This window comes from Paenibacillus caseinilyticus (genome assembly GCF_027533645.1).
GTDB classification, from domain to species: Bacteria; Bacillota; Bacilli; order Paenibacillales; family NBRC-103111; genus Paenibacillus_G; species Paenibacillus_G caseinilyticus.
Window position 1 is genome coordinate 172,661 of sequence record NZ_JAQAGY010000009.1, and the last position, 23,257, is coordinate 195,917.

Below are 23,257 nucleotides of genomic sequence, written 5' to 3' on the forward strand. Positions count from 1 at the left end.
GCGGACTTACCCCCGCTTCCCCTCCAAGGCATCGGAGACCTGCGTATCGCTTGTCATCGCCGTGAACCAATTCGGATACAGGGCGGCGGGCCGCGTGATCTCATCGAGTCTCGCGACATCCCCGGCGCTCAGCTCGAGCTCTGCCGCACGCAGGTTATCTTCCAATTGGGACAGCCTGCTGGAGCCGACCAGTACGCTGCTGACGTGCGGCCGGGCCAGAAGCCAAGCCAGCGAGACTTGGGCCGGTGTCGCCCCGTGGGATGCTGCGATCTCGCGAACTGTGTCCAATACCTGGAAGCCCCACTCTTTGTCATGCGGCAGAAAATCAAAGCCGCTCAAGCGGTTCTGTTCGTCATTCAGATTCTCCCGGGTATACTTCCCGCTCAAGAAGCCGCCGGCGAGAGGACTCCACACGGTTAACCCGATCCCGCTTGAGACCGCGAAGGGTACCGTCTCGTGTTCAATATCACGGCCAACCAAAGAATAATACAGCTGTCCGTTGATGAAGGTCGCCCACCCGCGCTCGCGCTGGATCGTGACGGCCTGCGCCGCCTGCCATGCCGGCCAGTTCGAGTAGCCGATATAGCGCACCTTCCCCTGCCGCACGAGATCGTTCAGCGCTTCGAGCGTTTCCTCGAGCGGGGTGTAAGGATCGGTTTTATGTACGATGTAGAGGTCGATGTAATCCGTGTCCAACCGGCGCAGGCTGTCCTCACAGGCCGTGAACAGATGCTTGCGGGACAGCCCGGCCTGGACAAGTCCGGAGCCGACGCGGAAGCCGCCCTTCGTGGCGATGACCGTCTCCTTGCGCCGGGAGCCGAGCAGCCGTCCCAGCATCTCCTCGCTTTGTCCGTCCGCATAACCGTCCGCCGTGTCAAAAAAATTGATGCCCGCGTCCAAGGCGCGGTCCACAAGCTCCTGCGCCCCGATCTGGTCCACCTTGTATACGCTGGGATTGTTCCCCGACCCGAAGGTCATAGCCCCGAATGCCAGCCTGGAAACGAGCAAACCCGATCGGCCCAGTAAAGCGTATTTCATCGTCTCTCCTCCTCGGTCTCACGGAATGGTCGCGCCTCACCACTATACCAAATTTGTTAAATAATAGGATGAGGCTGGAGTCTGAGAGTGGGAGCACACGCTGCGCCTGCTCCTTACGGTTGTATACTGGCTGCTTACTCCGTAATCAACGAACCGTAGGCCGGCAGGGTCACCGGCTGGCCCGACAGATTATGATAGACGCAGGGTATCTCTTGGCCGGACGTACGCTTATAGGCGGACACCGCCGCTTGCCCTCTCCCCACCTTCTCCAGCTTGCCGCTGCCCCCCGTTATAATCAATCACTTCATACTTATGGAGCTTGGCGGTCCCTTTCAAATGTCCGCGCCCGTCTCCCTTGAAATCATAGAATGAGTTCCATAGATTTTGCAGCCCCCCGCTCCCGCCCCGGGCAGGTGGCCCGGTCCCTTCGAGCCATGGGCCATGTCCCTTAGTAAGAATACAGATACGATTATATAATAGGTCTAACTACCCATTTAAACGAAATTTTACAGGACAAATTTCGCGTTTTTTGCTAAAATTGTGATAAGCTTCACTTCATCAGAACGGATTTTAGTATACTTCATAAGGGGAACCCTCAGATGTCACAAGAAAATCGGATGTATCAACGCTCAACGACCGCTCTGGACCTTTCTTTATCTATACATAGCATACAGAACAGGGAAACCAAGACCCGGCGGACATTCATCGAGCTCAAAGACATCTCCCTCACGGGGCTGTCCTTCAAGTGTTCACTAAACTTCCCCTCCCATGGCGACTTCGTGCTGAAGTTCGAGAATGCGCTGTTCGGCGAGATGTACGGATCGATCGTATGGAAAGAAAACCTGGATGGCGCTTATCTGTACGGCGTCCAGTTCCTGTCGGTCTCCAATGCCCTTACCTCATTCCTGGTCCATGATCATCCTGGGAGGGATGCCATCCATGGCATGCCTGCGGCTGTGATAACCAAGCCATGGTCCGCTCGTTACTGACCCGCCGGACACCGCCTATAACCCGGCATCACAAAGGAGACTCATTGCAATGAAACTCGTATCATGGAACGTGAATGGCCTCAGAGCCTGCGTGACCAAAGGATTCAGCGATTATTTTGCCGGTACCGGCGCCGATATTGTATGCGTGCAGGAAACCAAGCTGCAGGAAGGGCAGATTGCACTGCCGTACGAGGGGTATTATCAGTATTGGAATTATGCGGAGAAGAAAGGCTACTCCGGCACCGCCGTCTTCACCAAGAAGGAGCCCTTGTCGGTCCGGTACGGCATGGAAGAAGACAGCGAGCCGGAGGGTCGTATCCTTACGCTGGAGTATGAGGGCTTCTACCTCGTCACCGTATACACGCCCAATGCCAAGCGAGACCTGTCCCGGCTGCCGTACCGGCTGGAGTGGGAAGACCGCTTCCGGGGCTACCTGCAGGGGCTTGACGCCTTGAAGCCGGTCATCGTGTGCGGGGACCTCAATGTGGCCCATGCGGAGATTGACCTTAAGAACGCCAAGGGCAACCGGGGCAACTCCGGCTTCACGGCGGAAGAACGGCAGAAGATGACCGATCTTCTCGAAGCGGGCTTCGTGGACACCTTCCGGCATTTCTATCCGGACCGGGAGGATGCTTATACCTGGTGGTCCAATATGCCGAGAGTACGGGAGCGCAACGTCGGATGGCGGATCGATTACTTCCTCGCCTCCTCCAGGCTCGCTTCCTTCTTGCTCGACGCCGGGATAGACGCGCACATTACAGGCAGCGACCACTGCCCGGTGACTTTGAGTCTTATGGAGCCTCCCGCCCTATAATCCCGTGTGCCCTCCGGCTTCAACCGGCCGACCAGCCTGTTCGACCCGCCCGTGACCTCTGCAGGTCGCGGGCTTCTTGGGTTTGTTTGCACAAAGCCGGGACCTCCGGCAAAACGCACGTCACGATCAAGTTCGCCGCCCGGGAAGGCCGCAAAGTGGCCCAGGTCGCCGGCCTGCGTGTCGTCAGGCGCTCCTTAGCCGGTGCAGCATAGCACGTAGCGCGGACGCCGATGCTGCCCGGGGCTCCAGGCACCGGGCACCGGTCGCCGGGCTCCCACCGACAAAAACTTCGGCGTCACATCTGTCCAGTCTAGAAAATGAAACAGCGGCGTCCCAAAACTTGAAAAATAAAGTCTTGGACTACCGCTGTCTTTGTTTACCTAACGTTCCCAGATAACGTAATGCCACTTCCAGCGTTTAGACGATTATTAGGTAACAAATTATTGCACAAGCAGCATTAGGAAAACCAATAAGCAGTAAGGAATTAATCCTTGAAAACCGACCGTCTCTGCTCTCGGTTGATTCCTCGGATAAATTTCTCCCTAAACGATCACCACTAACGAATGCACCAGAAACAATAGCACTGAGGAATATCGTCACTACTCCGATAAATCCCGTTATTTTATATGTGAGCGACCAATCTTGCAATACGAGAGAAACGACAAGCGCCAACAAGACAATCATGATACCTACGGATAGGAATTTCAGCAATGGAACCCCCTCCTTAATAAAGCAGCTTCTCCTTCCAAGTTTAACATATTTATCCACTATGCTGCCCGTTACTTCAATGAAAAAATAGAGCAGCTGCCGCGGTGGCAAAACTGCTCCTGGATCATTCAACTATCGTTCTTCGTCCCTCAGTATTAAGGATTTATCTCACGTATGCTCACTCATTCGCAGGATTTCATCACCTTGGAATTCTGGATTAAGTCAGGAATTAAACCACAGACGTCCATAAGATCGGTTTTTGGTATGCGGGAATAGAAGAAACGCTCAGAAACATTTCCCCAGGTCTACTCTACTGCACGCATACTCCACAATTCCTTGGAGACTAACCATCCCAAGGCTCTACGGGTCTGTGCCCTTACATTCCTTCGTTACACCTGTCCAAGGTGTGGAGACCGATAGCGTTTAGTGAATGGGTCTGTGCCCTTTTTGGGAACGAACTCGGTCCTCCGTGCTTTCTTTGTTCGAAATCCTGCGAATGAGTCAATCCACGTTTGAGCTTACATTCTTACGCTGCTTGAACCGAAGGGTACACTGTTTTTTCAGGAGTGAAGGACTCTCCACTGTGTACCATTCCAATTAATATCCGCGCCAGTTTCCCCAGCAGTTTAAGTATCGACTTCTGTTTGCTCATATGCTTCACTTTGAGATTATTCTCATGTAACTGCCGGAAGATTGGATTGACTCCTGTCAGGGTTAGGGTAGCAAGATACATGTACTTTCGGAGAACGGCACTCCCTCGCTTGGAGAGTATAACCTCCCCTTTACGTTTCCCAGACATGCTTTCGGCCAGATTTAAACCAGCTTTTCGCAGCAGCTGACGCCCATGAACATACTGCGCTAAATCGCCTGCTCCAGAGAGAATGGCTGCTATATAAATTGTCCCCAGACCTTTAACTGAGCGCATTTGGCCAGCTATGGGGATGTCTTCGAGCAGCAATGCGACGTCCCTTTCAATCTGCTCTAAATGACTTTCGATTCGTTCATACTCTTCAATTAACCGTTGTAGATCCTGCTTCGCCTCGTGAAGCGACGTAACATCCCCAACGCTCCGATTCGCTTTAGAGAGCAGTTCCGCGGCTTTCTGAATACCTGAGCAGCCGCCGGCTCGCTGCATGTGTTTTCTCCAACCTGTAATAATCTCTGCAGTGGAAAGGCCTCTCAGATCAAGTGGAGATGGGAACTCCTTCAGTGTCGCCAAAGATCTTACGCCCGTCCACTTATTGAATACGGAAGCATATTCGGGGAAGCGGATATCCAGCCAGCGAATAATACGATTTTGCAGTCGTACGCTATTGGTAACCCAAAATTCCCGGTCACTCATCATGACTTTCAGCCGCTGAAAGCTTTCGGCCTGCCGACTGTACTCGTAGTAATAGCCACGGCTAACGACATCTGCAATAACCAATGCATCCTTTGGATCGCTTTTGGATTGACAGTTATCCCGGTTTTCCTTGTTCCTTTTGGTTGTTGCCGGGTTTACCAACACACATGGATCCCTAGTTCAACCAGCCAATTGGCCAAGTTATACCAGTAATGTCCTGTCGGCTCCATGCCGACAATGAAGCTCTTTAAGCGGTGTTTTTGCTGCAGTGACTCGATCCAGCACTTCAGTTTTTCAAACCCTTCTGCAGTGTTCTTGAAGGCAAGATGACGATTGGAAAGGACGATTCCCCGGAAGTTGGTGGCTTGTGCGACATGAGTTTCCTTGGCCATATCAATTCCTACAACGAAGTGAGAGGTAGTGATTCGTTCAATCCGTTGATTTTGTGCGTCAGATTGCTTAAACTTCATAGTAAGGAGCGCCTCCTTGATGGTGTTTTGGACAAACCCATCATACCGAGGCGCTCCTTTTTTGACAAAGCCGAATTTCTTAGGCTATACAGGAATGTTTAGCTTAATGATAAAGTTTACTCGTATGCCTTTCCTGCCAATAACGAGGTTGCAAAGGTGCTCCAGGTTGGCGTATCAGAAACCAAATTTGAATCATTTAACCAAGCCTCTATTGCTTCCAAAAAACTCTCCAGTGTTTGGTTCTCCCAGGTCGCAGTATTCTCAGTTAAATCATGTCTCAATGCATGAAGAAATGTTACCAAGTCTTCCTTTGTAGATACGTCTTTTGGGTTCAACCTTTACGGCCCTCCTCAACATTAAGATTCAACTAACGTTCCCAGATAGTTGAACGTCAATAATGAATTTCTATCCAATGAAAACCACAGTATTTTCTCGTCGAAATGCGGTTGGTAATTTAGTGATTAACAAATCGATACGGTCGAGGATATGTGACTGCTTCGCTTCTAATAAATTGTGAAGTGACCACTCTCGTATCTGCAGTAGCTCGCAAATGACTTTATCCAAATCTTCTTTCCTAACTTCTATTCCCCACGAAAAATGCTCTACCCACTCTAATTGCATTGCTGTTATCGCAGGAGCCCAACATTCATAAAAAAATGATTCAGATGCCACAGGTATTGAGAATTGCCTTTCGAATTCATCAGTCGGTTCTGAGATAAGAGCTAATATTGACATAATCGGAATTCACTCCTAACCTAATTGAACGACAATCCCAAGTTGAAGAAATAGAGCAACTGCCGTGGCAAACGGCTCCTGGATCGTTTAACTAACGTCTCCGATTTGTTCAATAATCAATACTATTTTCGCGCTACATTTGCTTTTGTCTGAGCAGGATAAGATTGGTTTATCAATGCCACCCCATCAGGGAAACTTATGCTTACTTCGTCACCAATCATAACAGAATCGAAATCATACTTGTCTACTTGAACCCAAATAGCATCTGGGAGAGCATTTTCTAGTATCTCATTAAGCGGCTCATTGGGGTTATCTACCTTGATTCGAACAACAAGGATTCGTCCATCCTCCTTGGCAACAGCAAATCCATCCTTATAGTCCCATAGCTCATCTGATGTTACGTTGTATTTTGTTGAACATCCTATAGTCAAAACCGGAACAACAAGGAGTATTAAAATCAATATTTTCAAAGCAGTTCCTCCTAGGAAATCTAATGAACCAGCTAGGGAGCAGCTGCTGCGGCGTCTGCGCCCTGTTATACGCTATTGTCTCCAGTTAGCTTAATCTTCAATTTCACTTACAATGGGCTCTGACACTGACACAATGTCTACTATGTGGTCTAAGCAACAAATCCCATAATGTTTAAACGGACCAGGGAAGTCTTCCGTTGCAAATGTGCTCACTCCTATAAAGTCGAGATATCTTGACTTTCTGTAGATTCTAAATACTTTACCTTCGAATTCCTCATATTCATCCCATGAAGTATAGGATTCATTCCTGACCGAGTAAGCGATATAACGCTCAAATTCAATTTGTATAAGAGGTTCATTCTCATCAACATTAATCGGATAAGCGTCTAAACTTGTCTTCCCAATCATTACTTGTTCTGGAGTATCTCCAGAAATACTTTTACTGAAAATAACCCTTAGGGAATTAAGTTTGGGTTCTGTGAGCCCTATAAAGAATACATCTTTTAGTTCCATTAAATCTTGAAATATCATGGAAATTCACCTCTTTACGCTTTGGACGGTCAACTCGTACTGACCTTACTCACACACTTTAATTTTAACACATATTGGAACTAATCTGCCCTTTAGTTGGAGTGACTACATTAATAAGACAGCCTCACCGTCACTCTCTATAGTATGAGTTGATGTTAAAAGAACCGTCGATAAAGTTCACGACGCCGTTCGCCGCGCAGCTGAGCGTAAATTTGAGTGGTTGATGCTTTCTCATGTCCCAACATACCTTGAATGAAATCTAAAGGTGCACCATTATCAAGCATTTGGCACGCATAGGTATGACGAAAGCGATGCGGATATACATTCGCTTCAAGCTCCCCCCGGTCCGCAAGCCGTTTTAATGCCCATCTGATTGTAGGTATAGTCATTCGTCGTGTAGGATTTGTATCTGTTACGAACAGAGCCTTACACGAGTCCACGCGGCTGGCCAAATACTTCTTAAGCCATACCTTACACTCCGTTGCGAAGTAAACCTCCCTCTGTTTTGCACCTTTGCCATGAACAATGGCAGAGCAGTTCTCCCAATTCAGGTCCGCGATGTTTACCCTTTCGACCTCTCCAACTCGGCAGCCCGTACTATAGAGGAATTCCAGCAGAGCTCGTTCTCGAAGGGATTGGCAGGAATTTTTTGGTATTCGCTTCTCCAGTTTCGGTTCTCTTAATTTTATTGCAGGATTAGAAGCTAGGTATGCCTCTTCATAAGCAAACCGAAACAAGGAGCGAATAAATCGGATCCGGCGCCGCTGTTGGGCTTCAACCGATCTGATTGTTTTGCAAGGTATTCTTTAAGCTGTTGTAATGTAATTTCCGAAATATCAAGATCTCCAAGTTCACTAGCCAGCATCCTTTGCTGTAGGGAGTATGCTTTTAATGTGCTTGAACTAAATCCCTGGATACGCTTGTCGGCTTCATACAGTCTCCACAATTCACTTAAGTTCATGAAAAAACCTCCCATTAGGCCTATTAAATCTAGGGTTGCTCCAATGAGAGGTTTTAATCGGTTTGCATTTAACTAGCGTCTCCAGATAGTTGAATAGAGTCAGTCTTCAATGTCAATCGTTAAGCAGGTGATTAAACAATCCATCATCGGGATTACCATGGAACACTTGTAAAGTTCAACTCCATTAATTTCGATATCCTGAATTGAAATGTCATGAAAGAAGAAATCCAGATCACCTGGCTTCTTTGGAACCCTTCCTTTCATCCCATCAAGCCAGGTGTTAAATTGGGCTGAAAAACAGTCTTGGAAAACTACGGTTACGTCATTGTCAAGACTATTTGGGTCACCATACGTCATACGTACTATATGAGATGCATGGTCATAAACCAACATTTTTAACTTTGCATCTATATATTGGGTATTAAGCAGTTGATTCATAATAGCGTTGCTATCTGCTCTCATGAAGCGGTCCTCCTTCAGCAAATACTGCTTTGCCTAGATAGTAAAGTTCAATAACTCGGGAGCATTTCCTACCGAGATCTGCCTCCAGGGTTCTTGCGCTATTGTTCTCAGATAACGTAATCGACTAATACACCATGAAGGGCTAAAGGGCATGCCGGGTCATCTTTTTTCTATCGGTTGGCGTTCATTTTTTAATCGCAACCCGCTCAATAAACCGACGAATTGCTTTTTGGACGCTGCCTCTTTATCATGCTTTGAAAATTCCAGTACGTTAATAATTTTGTCTTGTATCGGGATGACGGCGAAATAGACGTCATGTGTGCCGGTCAGACCGGAGGCGGCTGTACCGTTGTCAGCGTCTAGCGTATATAGCTTACCGCTTCCGATGGGAGTATCGATTAATTCTTCATTTATAATTTCGCTATGGTTGGGCTTATAAAATTTGAAGTCAAAATCCTCAGCATACGGGTACGTGATAATACTACCGAGATTCATTCCGTTCTCGTCAGTGAGGGATGCGTAAAAGCGGTCTCCGGTACTCAGGTTCCATCCCTTCGGCAGGGTCAATTCCAGATTGGAGACGTCGTATTCAGAGTTCGTATTGACAGTGGTTTCACGAGGCTGCTCAATGCCGGCGTTGGCAGTTTGGTTAACAGAAACGGATAAAGTGACTGGGTTATTCTGTGCGGCGGGAGCCCTTTGGTTACCGGAACAACCGCCAAGAACCAGCAGCGAAACAAACAGTAGCACTTGTATTTTCATGGATCGTGCCATTCATCGTCTCCTATTTGTTTTTGACCTCAAAACTGCATGCACCCTCGTAGCCATCTGCTCATTTCGCTATCGTTCCCAGTTAGGTTAATGACCAATGACTGAACCTATACGTCAATTCTTTTAAGCTCAAAAATAGTTGCCTCTGATAACAAGATAAGCCTATCGTTATTAACAACAAAAAAACTCACACTTACAGGTATTCTCATTTTTGTAGAAGGGTCACTTATATCTATTGCTTTTACTACATCATTTATATTTAAGTCTGGAATATGTGTTTTATATAATCTATAAAAAGCGTCAGAGTTATTGCATGTCGCTGTAATCTCATATAATGGATTTTTTTGTTCATATTGATACTTACTATAGTTTTTAAGTCCTTTTGATGAGAAAAGGTCTTTTTTGATTATAATTTCATCTCCAATATATTTTTGCCCTGTTGGATATTCAGAAGCATCATTATATGAATTTGCAAATCCTAAAAGCTTCTCAACTTTCCAAGTTCCATAGAAATGTTTTCCAGTTTCACTATCCAAACTTATAAGATCTACAGTACAATATTCGGATTCTTTTGGAATAATAGACTCTTCCGTTTCAGGTTTAGGCCCACTAGAAGTATTTGGATTTGACGTCGTATCAACATTTCCACAAGCTGATGCTAGCATCAACATTATCATAATACAAGCCAATATTATTTTTTTCATATCTCACACTCCTACTTTAAAGTTACCATTCTCGAGACCTTACTCGGCCGCCGTGCGCAAAATTTAGCGCAGCGAAGGCAACCGGTCAATCCGGCCGGCTGCCTTCGTGTGTTCGTTCAATTAACGTTCCCCTATAGTTAAACAAACTCAAATCAAATGTGAATCACTCTTGAAATGAAGTGGTTTCTTGGATAGAACTTCTCTTATAAACGACCCATTATTATTTAATTCTTATCAACAAAATGCCCTTCTCGAAATTCAAGAACCTGCATAGTGGTTTTGGAATCCCCTACTTGCTTGTTATCTTCTAAGGATGCGTCCATTTCAGTTTGCCAGTAGAAAAGTTCCCCGTCATCATCATTAAATTGATAACTCCCCATAGTAGCATGATATTTATCTTGGAATACAGAGCGTTCTTTAAGAGTACCTTTCCAAGCTTCAGTCCATATCCCAGTATCACTCATATACATTAAATGGACTTCCCTAACATCAACCCCCGTACCACCTGTTCTAGTTACAATTTTGTACAATGGATTCATTCCCTCAGCACGAAAATTTTCAATACTTTCAATATTCCAAGATTCGACATGCCAAGGTTGCTCAAAGGATAATTTATATGACCCATCGGATTGATTATCAAATATGAAGAAATTTCCAAGATGCACTCCCCCATCAATTCGTGCAAGAACCTCTGGTTCGGAATCCCCATCTAAATTCATTTTTTCAAAGGATAAACCATCAAAATAATAACCATTTTTTTCTTCGCCCTGCTTTCGTATCCAATCCACAACCGCATCTTTCCTAAGTTCTGTTTGAATGTTCACTGAATTGGTTTCTTTATCCCAGGTAACGTGACCACCCAGAGCTTCGGCTACCGAGCGTACTGGAGCAACAACTTTTCCATTTTCTAATTTCACTCCATCATTTAAGGATTTACCATTAATGAACAAGTCTATCGAATCACTAGCTAAAGCAGTACCAGTGAAAATTGCACATGCCCCCACAATTGAAAGTAACACCTTCAGACCTTTTCTTAACGTCATTACTTTATTCTCCTTATGAATGATTAAGTTATATAAAGTTAGACGCTTAGCGCTTATCAAAGGTTCTTAACTTCCCCAACGCTGTGATGGGGTCGAGAGGAACGCGGCAACATCCATATCGTGTACCGTCGCATTCCAAAATCGAATTCGGGAGTAAGTCCAAAAAGTGTTTAAACGCTACTGACACACCGTTGTCAGTAGCGTTTTTTTATAATCGGTGTATGTAAACATAGAGGAGTGAGTAATAAATGCATTTTGCTTCTGTACGCATCATTACCGACGACGTGGACCGTCTCGTCGAGTTCTATGAGAAAGTCATGGGTGTTTCGGCGGAGCGCCCCGCGCCAGTCTTTGCGGAACTCGTTGCGTCATCGTTCACCCTGGCGATCGGCCACTCCCAGACGGTGCAGCTGTTCGGCGCTGGTTCCGCAGTGGCGGCCGACAATCACACTGTCATTCTCGAGTTCCGCGTCCACGATGTCGATGCCGAATACGAGCGCTTGAAGCCGTTTGTCGAGGAGTGGGTAAAGGAACCAACCACGATGCCGTGGGGGAACCGTGCTGTACTGTTTCGCGACCCCGACGGCAATCTGGTTAACCTCTTCGCGCCGGTAACCGAGGAAGCGATCAAACGGTTCAGCGATAGGCGTTGACGGACGGTTGAAGTAGGTGAGGCCTCAGCTCCTGCTCGGTTATGTAAATGAACAGGGAGCAGCACCATGGTGATATGCTCCCCTTACGGTAGACAGGTGAAATAATAAAATCCTGCTACGGTAACTTCTGGCCTCTCCCTGAATCAGTTGAACAAACGAATTCAAATGGAGGGAATTCATGCATTGGAGTAAAATGGCATGGCTGTCAATGGTCGTTTACTTTTTTCTATATGGCCCGCTGTGGATTTACATCGTTACAGACCGATTCCATCCGGCGGTAACGGTAGTGTGTCTGGTGATTGGGCTATTCCTGATGCTCAGAAGAAATTATGTTACGTTCAAAGACATGATCTCTCATCCATTCACCGCTGTTGAAATTTTACTCGCAGCTGCATTGAACGTCCTGATCTTCTCTCCTGTTGTGCCGTCCCGAATGAAAGCAGCGATTTTCGTGATCTCACTCCTTCTCTATGTCCCCACTTTCTTCAAGCTGCTGGACATTTCACAGAAAAAACAAAGAAGCTGACCCCGTTTCACGAGTAAGAGCGGATAAAGTTCTGCCCCTCCGTTCGGGCAAACTGCTTCCTTGATTGGTTTAACTATCGTTCTTCGTCAGGTTAATCAACTGGTGTAACGAATGTAAGGTTACTGAACACTTTTCCACTCGACGTCCAACAAATCAAGTTGTATCGCAGCAGCAGCTGTTGCTACACTCGATGCGGCGGATATTAATTGAAATGGGGCTCCAGCTGCATCTCCTGCTGAGTAGACGCCTGGAACATTCGTCCGCCCCATCGGATCAGTGACAATTTTCACAACCGGTCCATGATCGGATAACTCGCAACCCAGTCTTTCTGGGAATGTTGTACTCTGGATCAAAGTGGGCGAAAAGAAAATTCCCTCACATTTCACCGGTGCATTTGATCGGAAGGTGATAAGGTTCACATACCCTTGGATCGATTCAATCCGTTTAATTTCATCTTGAACGGCGTGAACACCGTGAAGCTCTAAGTCTGTGAGTTGATCGGAGGACAATAACTGTGAACCGTTGGTGAGTAGTGTAACGTATTTGGTCCAACCCGATATCATCTTCACGAAATGTAGATTCAAATCATTTGGGGCAATAACACAGATATGCTTGTCACGCAATTCCCAGCCGTCACAAAATGGACAGACAAATGCACTGGTTCCATACACCTCGACAAGTCCTTCAATATTCGGCAACACATCTTTCATGCCGGTGGCAAACAAGATTTTTCGACTGCGGGCAGCGGCTCCAGGACCCGCTAAAAGCAGATGGAAATCCTCGTCACTTCCAGTCACAGACTTCACAATACCTGATTCAAAAATGACCGAAGGGTATTTTGAAATTTGCTCCTTTGCAATACTGCGAAACTCAGCGGGGGTGATTCCATCCCTTGTTAGAAAACCATGAGACTCTCGAGTCACTCGGTTTCGTGGCAATTCTTCATCAATCACCAGTACGCTTCTACGTGAACGCCCCAGTACCAAAGCGGCATTGAGTCCTGCAGGGCCGCCGCCAACAATTGCGACATCATATGTTTCATTCGTATGTTTCTTCATGTTCAGAAACCTCCCTCATTTAAAATTAGAACCTTAATAGACTTTTAATGTCTATAATTAGGGCGGATTTGTTAACTCCTAGAGTTCTTAACAGGGACGACAATGATCAATATCCATCGTACTCCACTATGATCATCTGGGTTTCCCATTCTTGTAGTCATTATAAAATAGATATTATCGACTAATTATGTCCACGATTAAACGGCATAAAATACGGATTTTACTCCGTCTTCGCTAACTTGATTAAGTCAGCTATTTTTTTATGCTTTAGATAATCCTCCATCTGACGTTCTGCGTCGATCACAACCTGCTGAATCAGACATTGGCTTCCGTGATCCAAGCTGCATTCAAACAAAGAAGCGGTACCTTCGATCGCTTGGATGACATCAAGAAAGGAAATATCCTCCCCCCGCTGTCTGAGACGATACCCGCCGTGTACACCAGAAACAGACTGAATTAATCCTGCTTTAACGAGTTGTGCCATCATCTTAGACAGATAAGTTCGCGACACGCTTAGCTTCTCAGCAAGCATTTGAACTCCTATAGGCTTATCGGAATCTGACATAACGAGATATAGCATCGCATGAAGCGCATAGTCGGTTGCTTGAGAATATTTCATTCGCCGCCTCCATCGTCGACTTGATGTATCTAGAATAGCCATGTTTATACACTAAGTCAAGTATTCTTACTGCCTATAGGCAGATAAACGGTAAATATAGTGCCTACATCATGCTGACTAGCAACGCGGATGAAACCGCCGTGGGCTCTTACAAAATGATGGACGATGGATAATCCCAGCCCCGTTCCGCCTGTATGACGCGAACGGGCCTTTTCCACACGATAAAAACGATCGAACAGGTGAGGAAGCTCTTCCGCTGGAATACCGATGCCGGTGTCAATTATTGAGACACATGCATAGACCGCGTTCTGATCCATGACACTATCTTCAATTACGACCGAAATCTTTCCGCCTTCCGCCGTATACCGGATTGCATTGGTCAACAAATTGATAAATACCTGCGTGATCCGTCTCGCATCAGCCATCACTATCACTGGCCTCGTGTTCGATGAGAGGCAGATTGCCAGTCCGTTCTCCTCCGCCTCCATTTTCACATCATCCACAATTTGTTCAAGTCTCGCCGTCAGATCTAGCGGTTTGCGATCCAATGTTAACCGGCCCGCCTCAGCCAATGATAGAACATGTAGATCTTCCACCAACAGGCTCAAGCGGATCACTTCGTCATGAAGTCTGAGCAGCATTTCCGGAGAGACGTATTGGCCGGCCTGTTGGGCATTTTCCAATTTTAGCTGCATAATGGACAGCGGCGTGCGAAGCTCGTGAGCAACATCAGCCACCAATCTTCTGCGGGCTTCCTCGGCTTCACGCAAACGAAATGTCATATCATTGAACGTTATGGCGACTTTCCCATACTCATCTTTCGTGTCTACAGGTACTTTGACGTTCAGGTCGCCCTGCGCCACGCGCTCTATGGCGGCTATAAGCTTTTTGAGCGGGAGGGTCAGCACCCCCGAAATCCAAAAATTGAAGAACAACCCGATCGCAACAAAAAAGAACAAGCGCATGCCGTGTGTGACATTAAGCAGTGCGCTCAACCGCATATTTTCAAGGAAATAAGATTTAAAGATTTCGATTTGCTCTTCGGGCGTGGCACCCAAATAGTTGGCATCGATTTGTTCCTTTTGAAATTGATCGATCAAGCCGCCTGTGTAAACTTGCGTTGTAAGGGAGAAAGTGATACTCACAGTAAGCACGAGCAGTCCCATATAGGCAAATATTTTCATGCGGACCGTCATCTTCATGAACGTTCACCGAATCGGTACCCGAAGCCATATACCGTTTGGATATATTGAGGATTGGCAGGATCGTCTCCCAGTTTGCGGCGAAGATTCCGGATATGGGAATCCATCGTTCTTTCGTATCCCATGTACTCATTATCCAAAGCAGCATTTAATAATTGCAAACGGCTAAAGACAATACCGGGACGACCCGCCAGAGTGAATAGAATTTTGAATTCGGTAGGTGTCAATTGGATTTCCTGACCGTCTTTGAATACCTGACATTTGGCCTCGGAAATGAACAAGTTGTCTCTTTCCAAGAACATCGTCCTGTCTTCGGGTCCGCGTAAGCGGCGAAGTAAAGCTCGAATGCGCGAAGTGAGTTCGCGCAAGCTGAACGGCTTCGTCAAATAATCGTCCGCGCCGATTTCCAGACCGACGATTTTATCCGATTCATCCGATCGTGCTGTGACCATAATAATGCCGCAATGCGAGGTCTGCCTTATTTCGCGGCATACGTCGATTCCGTTTTTCTCCGGGAGCATCCAATCAAGTACGACGAGATCAGGCCGTTCAGACCGAGCAATCATAAGTGCTTCCTTACCGGTGCAGGCGGTCAATACCCGGAACCCTTCACGTTGCAAATAGGTCTGCATCTCCTCCAACATGTCCGGTTCGTCTTCCACAAGCAACAATTTCGGCTCCATCCCCATCACATCATTCCTTTTAGTCTTATTCCATTAACGAGAGTTATATCGCTTACCGAAATTATACCGTGATTTGGTAGGTTCTTAAATAAGTCCATGCAAAGAGAGGAAGATCTGCATAAGTTCTCGACATTTGTTGTGTAAACTGGTTGTGAAAGGAGAGAACTCATCATGAAAGTTAAACTCGTTTCATTCGCAACTCTTTCTGTTTTTCTACTTGTGCCGACGATTGCCTTTGCTGAAGGTACTGGTGTTGCTTATGGCAGTATCACCCCCGGGCGGCTCTTGACTTTCGCGGCTGCGTTGATTGGGCTAAGCAGCGCGGTTGTTGCTGGGATCGCTCTCGCCCGTCCAATCAGTCATTTTGCCACTGGTCAATGGCCCGTTATGTCCATCGTGTTGAGTCTGTTTTGTGTGCTACTCTCTGCGTTTCATCTTGCCGTTACCCCTGGTGGTTTCAACACGGGCAACGGACGTGCTGGAGCGATCATAGCGATCGCGGTTGGGCTGATCGGCTTGGTGCTTGCTGGAATGACTTGGACCCGCTCACTTCGTAACAAATAATTCGACTATTTTCTCTGTTTCTCTTGAGAACGTGCTTTTTGGAGGGCGCAAGAGAAGATTTTGTAATGACAGTGAAAGGAGAATAAGCGTGAACATAAAACTTGTTTCATTCGTAATCCTTTCTGCACTTCTATTTGTGCCAACAATTGCCTCAGCTGAACAGGTCTACGGTTTTACTTCCGCACGAATCAAGATTATCGTGACCGTGGTAATGGGGTTGGGCAGTGTGGTCATCAGTTGGTGGTCTTTGGCCCGTGCCTCTGATCGTTCCGGCAAAGGTCATTGGCGAATTGGGACCTTCGCGGCCGTGGTGTTGGCATTGATTTCCTATTTCATCGCTGGGCCGCATTTGGGTCACAATCCTGGTGATATTGGTTCAGGTAACGGTCGAGGCGGTGCCGCCCTTGCCGTCATACTGTCGATAATCTCGACAGTCCTCTCTGGAATGGCTTGGTACAGCTCCCGCCGTATCAATTAAACCGAAGATAGTGCTGGTGTATAATAAGTAAAGAAGCAAGCCAGTCGGGATTCAGATGTTCCCGACTGGCTTGCTTTGGTTTCGATGCCTTATATGGGCACCGGAATCGCAGGTAAGCGTCAAATAGCCCCCCATCTTAATTCCAAGGTTGGGGCTATTTGACGCTTACGTTGAGACAATAGCTTTAGAAAATCCTCAACTCCGTATTGGCAAAAATAAGGGGAGCGTGGGAGCGTATCATAAGTTAAAAGGATTACTACCACGTTAATTATCCTGCCCTTGAGCTCTGTCCTCTTGCAGTTTATCTAAGTCCTCCAGGTTTTTGAAAAAATTGATTTTAAGATCGATTTTCTTCAGCGTTTTTTCAAGTTCCTTCTTTTGATCGATAACTTTCCGGCGATAAGCTTCCATAAATTCTCGTCGTGCTGTTATTTGAGAGACCTCACTATTATGCAAGTCGATAAACTGCTGCATCTCCCGAATGGGCATCCCCATCGCTCGAAAGTAACTTAAAACTTGAAACCATGCGATATCGGACTCTGAATACAGACGATATCCATTTTCGTCCCGCTCTATACCGTCAACTAACCCAATTTGCTCATAGTATCGCAATGTGTGAATGCTTAATCCCGTCTTTTCAGAAACTTGTTTGCTCGAAAATTTGTTTTCCATATTTTTATTATAGCATTGATTCGAACTATATTGCTATTGAGTGCACTCTATACTTTATTATTGCAAAAGTAAGTTATGATTTTCATTTAGGGAGGAATTCATCATGCGTGTTTTTGTTACCGGAGCAACTGGATTCATCGGATCTGCGGTTGTTCGCGATCTCATCGAGGCAGGTCATCAGGTTATCGGGCTTGCCCGCTCGGACACAGCCGCCGCAGCCTTGATGGCCGCCGGCGCCGACGTGCACCGCGGCGCCCTCGACGACCTCGACGTCCTTCGCAGCGGCGCCCTAACAGCGGACGGCGTCATTCACCTGGCCTTCATTCACGACTTCTCGGACTTTGCTGCCGCGGCCGAGACCGACAGACAGGCCATCGAGGCGATCGGATCAGCGCTCGAGGGCTCCGACAAACCATTCGTGGTCACCTCGGGGACGCTCATGCTCACGCCTGGACGCCTCGGGACGGAAGATGACGATCCGATCCCGGTTACGCCGCGTCGCTCCGAGGAGGCGGCGATCGCGCTAGCTAAGCGCGGGGTGCGATCATCGGTCGTCCGACTCGCACCGTCAGTGCACGGTCCGGGCGATCATGGCTTCGTCCCAGCGCTGATCGGCATGGCTCGCGACAAGGGCGTCTCTGCCTATATCGGAGACGGGTCCAACCGCTGGCCGGCCGTGCATCGCCTCGATGCGGCACGCCTGTTCCGGCTGGCGTTGGAAGCCGCCCCGGCGGGGTCACGGTTGCACGGGGTCGGTGATGAGGGTGTGCCATTCCGCGACATTGCCGGCATCATCGGTCGCCACCTGAACCTGCCGGTCGTAAGCATTTCCCGCGAAGAGGCAGACGCCCATTTCGGTTGGCTTTCCTTCGCCGCGTCGGCCGACAATCCGACGTCGAGCGCGCTGACACGGGAACGCCTGGGATGGCGGCCGGTGCAGCCCACGCTGATCCCGGACCTCGAAGAAGGACACTACTTCAACGGCTGAACAGCCAAAATAATGTGACACAGGGCGATTTCCTGGTAATTGCCGGGGAATCGTCTTAACCTTATTCCAGTATAATTTCTGCAAACCTCCTCCGGAAGAGCTGCTTTTGAATTCTTTGGACTACCACTATCCATTTTATGCTTCCCTTACAACTATCCTACGCTTTAGCTTAACGCGAACCAGGGAGCAGCTGCCCGCGGCGATCTGCTCCCTGGTGTTGTGCTATCGTACTCCGATAGTTCAATTTCCCAATCTGAAAAATTCAGCTTGATTCATAAAATATTCATCAATTTTTTCGATTATGAGCCCTCCGTTTTCTTCCGAGTTGCGTTTCACTTGAATCCATTCGATATCTTCCCTAAACTGCTCCCATAGCCTTTGACGCTGCGCCATATCCTTAAATTCCATCACATAATATAGTTTATTTTGGCCTGTTGCATCTATCCAGAAATTCACAACCTTCATTCCCAGTCTTGTAAAAATACTAAACGTATGCTCCTTAAATCTGTCTTGAATGGCATCCATTCGACCTTCGTAAATCGTATAGATTCGCAACTCGTATAGCATGTTATTTCCTCCCTGAATGGATCTGATTGGTAATCCAGCGCACATCTATTTCGACTTTTTAAAAATCAGATCGAGCGCATTCTCTCTGGACCATCATGCTTACCTTCTAAAACACACAGAGGTAAGAGATACCTCTCCCTTACCTCTGCCCAGGCGTACGGCATATGACAATATGTGCTCCCTCGTGGGTCTCCACGTTTACGCCAGTCACACATACCAAATGTTTACTGTGATTATAGTTAGAATATTCACTGAAGTAAAGATGTTATGTTCGTTATCCTGCCCGTTGTTACTTTAATGGAGAAGGGAGCAGTTATAATGCTCCCATAGGTTGAGACACGGGAGAGTGAAAAATAAGTTATAATGAAGCTATGGAAAAACGGAACCGATATACCTCAGAGTTTAAGACGAAGGTTGTCCTGGAGGTCCTCCGTGAGGAGCAGACCGTAAACGAGATCGCAGCAAAGTACGAATTGAGTCCGGTCATGATTAGCCGGTGGAAGGCGGAGTTCCTCGAGCGTGCTTCCACGGTATTCGAGAAGAAAACCCAAGAAGCTGAAAAACTGAAAAAGGAATATGAGAGCAAACAAGAGCATCTGGAAAAGCTGGTCGCTCAACTTACGGTTGAGGTCGATTGGCTCAAAAAAAAATCTGGTCTCAAATGAATCGCTGGAAGCCCGTAAAGCCATGGTGGAGCGTGACTGTTCCGAGATTACCATCAAGCGTCAGGCAGACCTGCTCAGCGTGAACCGTACAAGTGTATACCGTTCAGGTAAGGAGCAACGGGAAAGCGAAGAGAATGTGCAGCTCATGCACCGAATCGATGAACTGTATATGAAGCACCCTTATTTCGGTTACCGGCGTATGACAAATGTGCTTCGGGATCAAGGCTTTGAGATCAACCGTAAGCGCGTACGCCGCTTGATGCAGCTGATGGGGCTGGAGGCGATCTATCCAAAGCCGAACTTAAGCAAACGCCTCCATGCCAAGTATACACGTCCCTATCTGCTCCGCGGCTTAACGATTGACAGGCCCAATCACGTTTGGGGAATCGATATCACCTATATTCGAATGGGCAAGGGCTTTATGTACTTGTTTACCATCATCGATTGGTATAGCCGCAAGGTGATCGATTATGAGCTGTCCAGTACGCTGGAGAAGGGCTTTGTAATGACGTGCTTAAAACGTGCATTCAAGCGCTGTAAGCCTGAGATCATGAATAGTGACCAGAGCTCTCACTTTACCAACGCGGACTATTTGGAGCTGTTAGAAAAAGAAGAGGTAAAGGTCTCGATGGACGGCAAAGGCCGGGCAACGGACAACAGCCGCACGGAGCGTTACTTCCGATCGCTCAAGTATGAATGTATCTTCCTGAATGAATTTGAAAACCCTCGTGCGCTGCGCAAAGGGATAGCTCGCTATGTCCAATTTTACAATGAAGAGCGCCCTCACCAGTCTCTTGATGGAGCTAAGCCCGACCAACACTACACGCACAAGATAGAGCAGATCGCATCCTAATTCAATAGACTACGAGATGGGAGGACATAACTTATTCCTCAATAATTCGTGTCTTGACAATGGGGAGCATTACAAGTTGCCGCGCGGCGATTTGCTCCCTGATGTTGTGCTATCGTTCTCAGATAGAATTCCTGTAAAACGAATAATTTCGTCTTTGCAAAAAAACAAGCGTCTCGGTACGATGGGGTTGCACACGAGGTCATTGCCTCAAACCCATCATCCAGGAGGACGCTCTACTATGAAGTTTAAAGCTCAAGACAAACAAAATCAACTCATTGAAAACATTACCTCTACACACCTTGTCGTTGGCGTAGATATTGCCCAAGAAACCCATGTAGCTCGTGCAGTCAGCTACCGTGGCATTGCACTTGGAGCTCCAATCGACTTTGGTAATCACGACGAAGGTTTTCGTCTCTTCGGCCGCTGGATTCAAGATCTGCTCACGTCCTACAAGCTGAACAAGGTCATTGTCGGTATGGAACCCACAGGTCATTACTGGTTGAGTCTGGCCCGGTGTCTTCAAGCTAAAGGTATTGAAGCCGTTCTCGTCAATCCCCATCTTGTCAAAAAGAACAAGGAAAACCGCGACAATACACCATCCAAAAGCGACCGCAAGGATGCTCTTGTCATCGCCGACATGGTTAAAAACGGCTACTATTCGCCTGTACGGTTTAACACTGAGGCATACGAAGAGCTGCGGATCCTCATGGCCAACCGGGATACGGTCACGAAAAGACTAAACAGTGCCGTGAACCAGCTGCATCGCTGGGTGGATATTGTTTTTCCTGAGCTTCGACAGGTCTTCAAAGTCCTTACCTGCATTAGTGCTATTGCCACCTTGAGGCTGTTTCCTCTACCAAAGGATATTTGTAAGCTAACTCCTGAGCAAGTAATTGCCGGTTGGAAGCAGTATGTGAAGCGTCATGCAGGTTTACGACGGGCTGAGCAGCTAATTGCCTTGGCAAAGCGCAGCGTTGGTGCTATGCAAGCCCTGCATGCTTACAAGCTCCACCTGGGTCAGCTGCTTGAAGAATACGACTTGGCAACCCGCCAGCTTGAGTTAATAGAGAATGAACTGAGGCTCGTACTTGGACGAATCCCCTATGCCAGTAAGCTGCTTACGATTCGAGGAGTGAATGCAACCAGTTTAGCGGCGTGCTCGGTGAAGCCGGCGATCTAAGCGGATTTGCTCATGGTAACGCCCTTCTCCGTCATGCAGGTCTGAACCTGGCAGAAGCCAGTTCAGGGAAATGGAAAGGAAAAATGGTACTCAGTAAACGCGGCCGCCCTCGACTTCGGCGCTTCCTTTATCTCATGACGATGTGTATGGTGATGACCAATCCGGATGTAAAGGCCCTGCACCAACACTATGTTCGAGAAAAGAAGCTGAAGAAAATGAAATCCATTATGAAATTGTGCGGCAAGGTAGCAAGAATGCTTGTTGGCCTGGCTAAAAGCAGCGAAGCTTACAGCTCCGCCAAAGTATTTCCACAAGCTGCTTAAATCGCGCTTCTCACCGGTTGATGTATTCGCAGGATAAAGAAGCACGGAGTATCGGGATGCGTTACGCAAAAGGGCTCGGACCCATTCAGATAGAAAAACCGACCTCCACCCCTTGGCTAGATATGACGAAGGAATGAAAGGGCTTTGACCCGTTGAGACGTGGGAGTGAAAATCGCTGGGGGCAGCATGGAGACGTGCAGGATATGGAATGATTTGGGTGATACCTACTTCACCTTTGTTCCTGCATGCCCTTTTATGACTTTTCCAGGCTACCGGCTCCATACGTATCATTCTTTTGAACAACTAGCTAAGTTGTAATCCTGCGAATTCATGAGCTTGAGTGAGATTTTTGAATCATTTCGAGGGAGCTTAATTGATTTTGCCGTAATACCAACTAATGTATGTTTCTGGCTCGCAAATTACTGCTTCCCATTTCTTATCTTTAATGATTCTTGCAATATTCTCTTCTCTGGAGAGGAATACGGTAATGAATGAGTCATAAACACTTAAAAATGCATAATCCCTTCTTTCGTCCGTTACAACTAACTCGGAAGGTGCCAACTCGCAAAATTGTAAGTTGGTCACATTTTTGATTCCTAGTTGACCAGACTGATCGAAAATCGGATCAGAATGCATTAAAGACTCGGCTCCGTTAGAGCCCAATACGTCGAGAATGTCCGATATAAAAAATTCCGAAATTCTATCTTCGCGGGGATAATAAAGGTCTTTGGATAAGTTATTATTTAACAACTCCGCTAAGTCTGGACCAGCAGACTCTGGCTTTAATGCAGAAATTGATGTCTTCAAAGCAACAGCAAGTTCTTCATAGGATTTTATCCCTGTTTCCAACATTACTTCTTTCCATGGTTTAGGCCTACCGAGTTGTAATGACTCCTCTAATGAGGGATAAACATGCTCAAAGTCGCTCTTTCGCTTTACATTTGTCCAACCTCTTGTCATTTGAATAAAGGGATTAAACAATATCGCCGCTTTTGTGAATGGATGGGGCAGCTGCTCTAAAATTGGCTTTTCGTAATTAAACCATAAGTAATCCATGTAGACCTCCTTGGAACGATCAGCAGCGGCTAACACTAACCACACTATATCATTCAATTAATTCTGCACGTTAGCGCAACAACGGCAGCCGTTCTTTTTGGCCGGCTGCCGTCATGTTTTGATTTAGCTATT

29 protein-coding genes, 2 pseudogenes and 1 riboswitch are annotated in these 23,257 nt (G+C 47.1%); of the genes and pseudogenes, 10 read left to right on the forward strand and 21 right to left on the reverse strand.

The genetic code is table 11. The features are described from left to right. Window positions 1-6 precede the first annotated feature (6 nt). Both O9H32_RS15800 and O9H32_RS15805 read right to left on the reverse strand, forming a co-directional pair. Window positions 7-1,038 (reverse strand): aldo/keto reductase, encoded by a 1,032-nt coding sequence (locus tag O9H32_RS15800; protein WP_269867080.1) that lies wholly within the window; start codon window positions 1,036-1,038, stop codon window positions 7-9. Between the two features lie 134 nt (window positions 1,039-1,172). Continuing rightward, window positions 1,173-1,337: a hypothetical protein gene (locus O9H32_RS15805; RefSeq protein ID WP_269867081.1), complete on the reverse strand. Its 165-nt coding sequence runs from the start codon at window positions 1,335-1,337 to the stop codon at window positions 1,173-1,175. A 300-nt stretch (window positions 1,338-1,637) separates the two neighbouring features. Between O9H32_RS15805 and O9H32_RS15810 the strand changes: the two genes are divergently transcribed. The 3 genes from O9H32_RS15810 (at window position 1,638) to O9H32_RS15820 (ending at window position 3,053) form a co-directional block, all read left to right on the forward strand. Then, window positions 1,638-2,027: a PilZ domain-containing protein gene (locus tag O9H32_RS15810; protein WP_269867082.1), complete on the forward strand. Its 390-nt coding sequence runs from the start codon at window positions 1,638-1,640 to the stop codon at window positions 2,025-2,027. Between the two features lie 49 nt (window positions 2,028-2,076). After that, entirely contained in the window at window positions 2,077-2,841 is a 765-nt protein-coding gene (locus O9H32_RS15815; protein ID WP_269867083.1) for an exodeoxyribonuclease III, read from the forward strand. Between the two features lie 86 nt (window positions 2,842-2,927). Continuing rightward, complete coding sequence (locus O9H32_RS15820; protein ID WP_269867084.1) at window positions 2,928-3,053, forward strand: hypothetical protein; 126 nt, start codon at window positions 2,928-2,930, stop codon at window positions 3,051-3,053. Between the two features lie 205 nt (window positions 3,054-3,258). Here the strand turns inward: O9H32_RS15820 and O9H32_RS15825 are convergent, their stop codons facing one another. The 12 genes and pseudogenes from O9H32_RS15825 to O9H32_RS15880 form a co-directional block, all read right to left on the reverse strand. After that, on the reverse strand, window positions 3,259-3,681 hold the full coding sequence (locus tag O9H32_RS15825; RefSeq protein WP_269867085.1) for a DUF5316 domain-containing protein: 423 nt from the start codon (window positions 3,679-3,681) through the stop codon (window positions 3,259-3,261). A gap of 394 nt (window positions 3,682-4,075) precedes the next feature. After that, window positions 4,076-5,361, reverse strand: a pseudogene (locus O9H32_RS15830) (IS110 family transposase). Window positions 5,362-5,477: 116 nt separating this feature from the next. After that, on the reverse strand, window positions 5,478-5,696 hold the full coding sequence (locus tag O9H32_RS15835; RefSeq protein ID WP_269867086.1) for a DUF7660 family protein: 219 nt from the start codon (window positions 5,694-5,696) through the stop codon (window positions 5,478-5,480). Window positions 5,697-5,766: 70 nt separating this feature from the next. Further along, window positions 5,767-6,096: a hypothetical protein gene (locus tag O9H32_RS15840; protein ID WP_269867087.1), complete on the reverse strand. Its 330-nt coding sequence runs from the start codon at window positions 6,094-6,096 to the stop codon at window positions 5,767-5,769. A gap of 122 nt (window positions 6,097-6,218) precedes the next feature. Then, the gene (locus tag O9H32_RS15845; RefSeq protein WP_269867088.1) at window positions 6,219-6,566 is read right to left on the reverse strand and encodes a DUF3221 domain-containing protein; all 348 of its coding nucleotides are present in this window, start codon (window positions 6,564-6,566) and stop codon (window positions 6,219-6,221) included. Window positions 6,567-6,656: 90 nt separating this feature from the next. Beyond that, a complete protein-coding gene (locus O9H32_RS15850) occupies window positions 6,657-7,097 on the reverse strand; it encodes a hypothetical protein (RefSeq protein WP_269867089.1) in 441 nt (146 codons plus the stop codon). A gap of 155 nt (window positions 7,098-7,252) precedes the next feature. Continuing rightward, on the reverse strand, window positions 7,253-7,834 hold the full coding sequence (locus O9H32_RS15855) for a tyrosine-type recombinase/integrase (protein ID WP_269867090.1): 582 nt from the start codon (window positions 7,832-7,834) through the stop codon (window positions 7,253-7,255). Beyond that, the gene (locus O9H32_RS15860; protein ID WP_269867091.1) at window positions 7,801-8,058 is read right to left on the reverse strand and encodes an integrase; all 258 of its coding nucleotides are present in this window, start codon (window positions 8,056-8,058) and stop codon (window positions 7,801-7,803) included. Before O9H32_RS15860 ends, O9H32_RS15855 begins: the two co-directional genes overlap by 34 nt. A gap of 99 nt (window positions 8,059-8,157) precedes the next feature. After that, complete coding sequence (locus O9H32_RS15865; protein ID WP_269867092.1) at window positions 8,158-8,520, reverse strand: hypothetical protein; 363 nt, start codon at window positions 8,518-8,520, stop codon at window positions 8,158-8,160. Window positions 8,521-8,679: 159 nt separating this feature from the next. Beyond that, entirely contained in the window at window positions 8,680-9,294 is a 615-nt protein-coding gene (locus O9H32_RS15870; RefSeq protein ID WP_269867093.1) for a hypothetical protein, read from the reverse strand. Between the two features lie 104 nt (window positions 9,295-9,398). Next, window positions 9,399-9,995 carry a hypothetical protein gene (locus tag O9H32_RS15875; protein ID WP_269867094.1) on the reverse strand — a complete coding sequence of 199 codons (597 nt, stop codon included), beginning with the start codon at window positions 9,993-9,995 and terminating at the stop codon, window positions 9,399-9,401. A 224-nt stretch (window positions 9,996-10,219) separates the two neighbouring features. Continuing rightward, window positions 10,220-11,038 (reverse strand): stalk domain-containing protein, encoded by an 819-nt coding sequence (locus O9H32_RS15880; RefSeq protein WP_269867095.1) that lies wholly within the window; start codon window positions 11,036-11,038, stop codon window positions 10,220-10,222. Window positions 11,039-11,286: 248 nt separating this feature from the next. Here O9H32_RS15880 and O9H32_RS15885 point away from each other — a divergent pair, with 248 nt between their 5' ends. Further along, a complete protein-coding gene (locus O9H32_RS15885) occupies window positions 11,287-11,691 on the forward strand; it encodes a VOC family protein (RefSeq protein ID WP_269867096.1) in 405 nt (134 codons plus the stop codon). A 178-nt stretch (window positions 11,692-11,869) separates the two neighbouring features. Further along, a complete protein-coding gene (locus O9H32_RS15890; protein ID WP_269867097.1) occupies window positions 11,870-12,217 on the forward strand; it encodes a hypothetical protein in 348 nt (115 codons plus the stop codon). A 119-nt stretch (window positions 12,218-12,336) separates the two neighbouring features. Here the strand turns inward: O9H32_RS15890 and O9H32_RS15895 are convergent, their stop codons facing one another. The 4 genes from O9H32_RS15895 to O9H32_RS15910 all read right to left on the reverse strand — a co-directional run bounded on the left by O9H32_RS15895 (window position 12,337) and on the right by O9H32_RS15910 (window position 15,779). Then, complete coding sequence (locus tag O9H32_RS15895) at window positions 12,337-13,275, reverse strand: NAD(P)/FAD-dependent oxidoreductase (RefSeq protein WP_269867098.1); 939 nt, start codon at window positions 13,273-13,275, stop codon at window positions 12,337-12,339. 220 nt (window positions 13,276-13,495) lie between these two features. Further along, window positions 13,496-13,894 (reverse strand): RrF2 family transcriptional regulator, encoded by a 399-nt coding sequence (locus tag O9H32_RS15900; protein ID WP_269867099.1) that lies wholly within the window; start codon window positions 13,892-13,894, stop codon window positions 13,496-13,498. Window positions 13,895-13,950: 56 nt separating this feature from the next. Continuing rightward, the gene (locus O9H32_RS15905; RefSeq protein WP_269867100.1) at window positions 13,951-15,096 is read right to left on the reverse strand and encodes a sensor histidine kinase; all 1,146 of its coding nucleotides are present in this window, start codon (window positions 15,094-15,096) and stop codon (window positions 13,951-13,953) included. After that, window positions 15,093-15,779 (reverse strand): response regulator transcription factor, encoded by a 687-nt coding sequence (locus O9H32_RS15910; RefSeq protein WP_269867101.1) that lies wholly within the window; start codon window positions 15,777-15,779, stop codon window positions 15,093-15,095. The genes O9H32_RS15905 and O9H32_RS15910 overlap by 4 nt, the downstream gene beginning before the upstream one ends. A 171-nt stretch (window positions 15,780-15,950) precedes the next feature. Between O9H32_RS15910 and O9H32_RS15915 the strand changes: the two genes are divergently transcribed. Next, on the forward strand, window positions 15,951-16,343 hold the full coding sequence (locus O9H32_RS15915; RefSeq protein ID WP_269867102.1) for a DUF6223 family protein: 393 nt from the start codon (window positions 15,951-15,953) through the stop codon (window positions 16,341-16,343). 88 nt (window positions 16,344-16,431) lie between these two features. Continuing rightward, window positions 16,432-16,821, forward strand: a complete 390-nt coding sequence (locus O9H32_RS15920; RefSeq protein ID WP_269867103.1) for a DUF6223 family protein — start codon at window positions 16,432-16,434, stop codon at window positions 16,819-16,821. A gap of 264 nt (window positions 16,822-17,085) precedes the next feature. On the opposite strand, the gene O9H32_RS15925 is transcribed toward O9H32_RS15920, so the two are convergent. After that, entirely contained in the window at window positions 17,086-17,493 is a 408-nt protein-coding gene (locus tag O9H32_RS15925; protein ID WP_269867104.1) for a MerR family transcriptional regulator, read from the reverse strand. Window positions 17,494-17,596: 103 nt separating this feature from the next. Here O9H32_RS15925 and O9H32_RS15930 point away from each other — a divergent pair, with 103 nt between their 5' ends. Beyond that, window positions 17,597-18,481: an SDR family oxidoreductase gene (locus O9H32_RS15930; RefSeq protein ID WP_269867105.1), complete on the forward strand. Its 885-nt coding sequence runs from the start codon at window positions 17,597-17,599 to the stop codon at window positions 18,479-18,481. Between the two features lie 240 nt (window positions 18,482-18,721). On the opposite strand, the gene O9H32_RS15935 is transcribed toward O9H32_RS15930, so the two are convergent. Next, the gene (locus O9H32_RS15935) at window positions 18,722-19,048 is read right to left on the reverse strand and encodes an NIPSNAP family protein (protein WP_269867106.1); all 327 of its coding nucleotides are present in this window, start codon (window positions 19,046-19,048) and stop codon (window positions 18,722-18,724) included. A gap of 140 nt (window positions 19,049-19,188) precedes the next feature. Then, window positions 19,189-19,269, reverse strand: a riboswitch (ZMP/ZTP riboswitch). Window positions 19,270-19,419: 150 nt separating this feature from the next. Between O9H32_RS15935 and O9H32_RS15940 the strand changes: the two genes are divergently transcribed. Together O9H32_RS15940 and O9H32_RS15945 are read left to right on the forward strand one after the other, a co-directional pair. After that, a protein-coding gene (locus O9H32_RS15940; protein ID WP_455072783.1) for an IS3 family transposase occupies window positions 19,420-20,566 on the forward strand; the annotation gives its coding sequence in 2 pieces (ribosomal slippage) (window positions 19,420-19,691 and window positions 19,690-20,566; 1,149 coding nt in all). Window positions 20,567-20,804: 238 nt separating this feature from the next. Continuing rightward, a pseudogene (locus O9H32_RS15945) lies at window positions 20,805-22,069 on the forward strand (IS110 family transposase). A 369-nt stretch (window positions 22,070-22,438) separates the two neighbouring features. Here O9H32_RS15945 and O9H32_RS15950 read toward each other — a convergent pair. After that, window positions 22,439-23,125: a DUF2711 family protein gene (locus O9H32_RS15950; protein ID WP_269867108.1), complete on the reverse strand. Its 687-nt coding sequence runs from the start codon at window positions 23,123-23,125 to the stop codon at window positions 22,439-22,441. Window positions 23,126-23,257 lie beyond the last annotated feature (132 nt).